The sequence below is a fragment of the Dellaglioa sp. CoH-57-MRSF-20 genome (assembly GCF_056781955.1).
Genome location: NZ_JBXAXV010000263.1, coordinates 1 through 270, shown reverse-complemented (window position 1 = coordinate 270; position 270 = coordinate 1). Strand labels below are relative to the sequence as shown.

Annotated in this window: 1 protein-coding gene; it reads right to left on the bottom strand. The window is 53.3% G+C overall.

From position 1 onward, the window contains the following. Positions 1-95 precede the first annotated feature (95 nt). Positions 96-257 carry a hypothetical protein gene (locus tag AC1RPN_RS08995; RefSeq protein WP_481763844.1) on the bottom strand — a complete coding sequence of 54 codons (162 nt, stop codon included), beginning with the start codon at positions 255-257 and terminating at the stop codon, positions 96-98. Positions 258-270 lie beyond the last annotated feature (13 nt).

Genomic DNA, 270 nt, shown 5'->3' with positions numbered 1-270 from the left:
ATGCATACTGAGTGTCCTACGAGTACGGCAGTCCGAGACGACGATGCAACTTTCTCTTCCCCGTCACTTGTGGGTCCTCTAAAACTGGGAATTGCTTAAACTGCCTTCGCCACCGCCGCACATACCTGAGCACGGTCCACAGTGTAAGGCCCGGAGCAGTTTAGGCAGTTCAGCTCAACGATGCGCAAATCTGTCACATCTTCGACAACTTCGCAAACATCCATGACATACGCACGCGGTGCCGTAGGATGGTGCACCGTCTTGTGATAC